The organism is Frateuria sp. sgz306004, assembly GCF_057750885.1.
In genome coordinates, this window is sequence record NZ_JBYLFE010000016.1 from 2,501 (window position 1) to 5,459 (window position 2,959).

A 2,959-nucleotide genomic window follows, 5' to 3' on the forward strand; every position below is an offset into this window, starting at 1 on the left:
TCTAAGTACCCGGAGGAAAAGAAATCAACCGAGATTCCGTCAGTAGCGACGAGCGAACGCGGACTAGCCCAAAAGTCTTTAGTGTTTTAGCCGAACGGTTTGGAAAGGCCGGCCATAGAGGGTGATAGCCCCGTAGGCGAAAGGGCATTAGAGATGAAATTGAGTAAGGCGGGGCACGAGAAACCCTGTCTGAACATGGGGGGACCATCCTCCAAGGCTAAATACTCCTGACCGACCGATAGCGAACAAGTACCGTGAGGGAAAGGCGAAAAGAACCCCGGAGAGGGGAGTGAAATAGACCCTGAAACCGTATACGTACAAGCAGTGGAAGCCCGCAAGGGTGACTGCGTACCTTTTGTATAATGGGTCAGCGACTTACTGTCAGTGGCAAGCTTAACCGTATAGGGGAGGCGAAGGGAAACCGAGTCTGAATAGGGCGCATAGTCTCTGGCAGTAGACCCGAAACCGAGTGATCTATCCTTGGCCAGGTTGAAGGTGCGGTAACACGCACTGGAGGACCGAACCCACATCTGTTGCAATAGATGGGGATGAGCTGAGGATAGGAGTGAAAGGCTAAACAAACTCGGAGATAGCTGGTTCTCCTCGAAAGCTATTTAGGTAGCGCCTCGTATGAATCTTCCTGGGGGTAGAGCACTGTTATGGCTAGCGGGTCATCGCGACTTAGTAAACCATGGCAAACTCCGAATACCAGGACAGAATGTACGGGAGACACACGGCGGGTGCTAACGTCCGTCGTGAAAAGGGAAACAACCCAGACCCGCAGCTAAGGTCCCAAAGTTATAGCTAAGTGGAAAACGATGTGGAAAGGCATAGACAGCCAGGAGGTTGGCTTAGAAGCAGCCACCCTTTAAAGAAAGCGTAATAGCTCACTGGTCGAGTCGGTCTGCGCGGAAGATTTAACGGGGCTAAGCTATACACCGAAGCTCGGGGTGCACACTTTGTGTGCGCGGTAGAGGAGCGTTCCGTAAGCCTGTGAAGGTGGATTGAGAAGTCTGCTGGAGGTATCGGAAGTGCGAATGCTGACATGAGTAACGATAATGGGGGTGAAAAGCCCCCACGCCGAAAGCCCAAGGTTTCCTCGCGCAACGTTCATCGGCGCAGGGTGAGTCGGCCCCTAAGGCGAGGCAGAAATGCGTAGTCGATGGGAAGCCGGTTAATATTCCGGCACTTGTCTGTAGTGCGATGTGGGGACGGAGAAAGTTAGGTCTACCGGGCGTTGGTTGTCCCGGGGAAAGGCGGTAGGCATGAGGGTTAGGCAAATCCGGCCCTCTTTATGCCGAGCACCGAGACGAGTCCTTTTGGACGAAGTGACTGATACTACGCTTCCAGGAAAAGCCACTAAGCTTCAGCTACAGAGAAACCGTACCGTAAACCGACACTGGTAGGCAGGGTGAGAATCCCAAGGCGCTTGAGAGAACTCGGGTGAAGGAACTAGGCAAAATGGCACCGTAACTTCGGGAGAAGGTGCGCCTTCCGATGTGGTCACGTGCGTGACTGAGCATTGGAAGGTCGCAGTAACCTGGCCGCTGCGACTGTTTATCAAAAACACAGCACTCTGCAAACACGAAAGTGGACGTATAGGGTGTGACGCCTGCCCGGTGCTGGAAGGTTAATTGATGGGGTCAGCCGCAAGGCGAAGCTCTTGATCGAAGCCCCAGTAAACGGCGGCCGTAACTATAACGGTCCTAAGGTAGCGAAATTCCTTGTCGGGTAAGTTCCGACCTGCACGAATGGCGTAACGACAGCGGCGCTGTCTCCACCCGAGACTCAGTGAAATTGAAATCGCTGTGAAGATGCAGCGTTCCCGCGGCAAGACGGAAAGACCCCGTGAACCTTTACTACAGCTTCACACTGAACGTTGAGTTCTTCTGTGTAGGATAGGTGGGAGGCTATGAAACCGAGACGCTAGTTTCGGTGGAGCCATCCTTGAAATACCACCCTGAAGTGCTTGACGTTCTAACCTAGGTCCGTAATCCGGATCAGGGACCGTGTGTGGTGGGTAGTTTGACTGGGGCGGTCTCCTCCCAAAGAGTAACGGAGGAGCACGAAGGTACGCTCAGCGCGGTCGGACATCGCGCACTGTGTGCAAAGGCATAAGCGTGCTTGACTGCGAGATCGACGGATCAAGCAGGTACGAAAGTAGGTCTTAGTGATCCGGTGGTTCTGTATGGAAGGGCCATCGCTCAACGGATAAAAGGTACTCCGGGGATAACAGGCTGATACCGCCCAAGAGTTCATATCGACGGCGGTGTTTGGCACCTCGATGTCGGCTCATCACATCCTGGGGCTGTAGCCGGTCCCAAGGGTATGGCTGTTCGCCATTTAAAGTGGTACGCGAGCTGGGTTCAGAACGTCGTGAGACAGTTCGGTCCCTATCTGTCGTGGGCGTTGGAGATTTGAGGGGGGCTGCTCCTAGTACGAGAGGACCGGAGTGGACGTTCCGCTGGTGTTCGGGTTGTCATGCCAATGGCATTGCCCGGTAGCTACGAACGGAAGCGATAACCGCTGAAAGCATCTAAGCGGGAAGCGCGCCCCAAGATGAGATCTCCCGAGTCCCAGAGACTCCTTAAGGCACCATCAAGACTAGGTGGTTGATAGGCACGGTGTGGAAGTGCAGCAATGCATTGAGCTTACGTGTACTAATGAGCCGTGAGGCTTGACCATATAACCCCAAGACGCTTCGCTTTCCTCAGCGAAACATCTCGAATTCACCAGACGCTTGTCACTCGTTTACCCCTTTGCTGGAATGGCGCCTCTCGGCGACTTCCACACCCTCTCCCTGGCGGCTATAGCGCTGTGGTCCCACCCGATCCCATCCCGAACTCGGAAGTGAAACGCAGCTGCGCCGATGGTAGTGTGAATCCTCATGCAAGAGTAGGTCACCGCCAGGGTCTTTATCCCTCAAACGCCTTCCCAATCGGGAAGGCGTTTGTCTTTG

Annotated in this window: 2 rRNA genes (1 of these 2 only partly in view); both read left to right on the forward strand. The window is 54.2% G+C overall.

The annotated features are described in order from the left end of the window. Window positions 1-2,685 (forward strand): 23S ribosomal RNA (locus AC3G2C_RS19750) (it extends 194 nt beyond the left edge of the window). Window positions 2,686-2,799: 114 nt separating this feature from the next. Then, window positions 2,800-2,912 (forward strand): 5S ribosomal RNA (rrf, locus tag AC3G2C_RS19755). The last annotated feature ends 47 nt before the right edge of the window (window positions 2,913-2,959 follow it).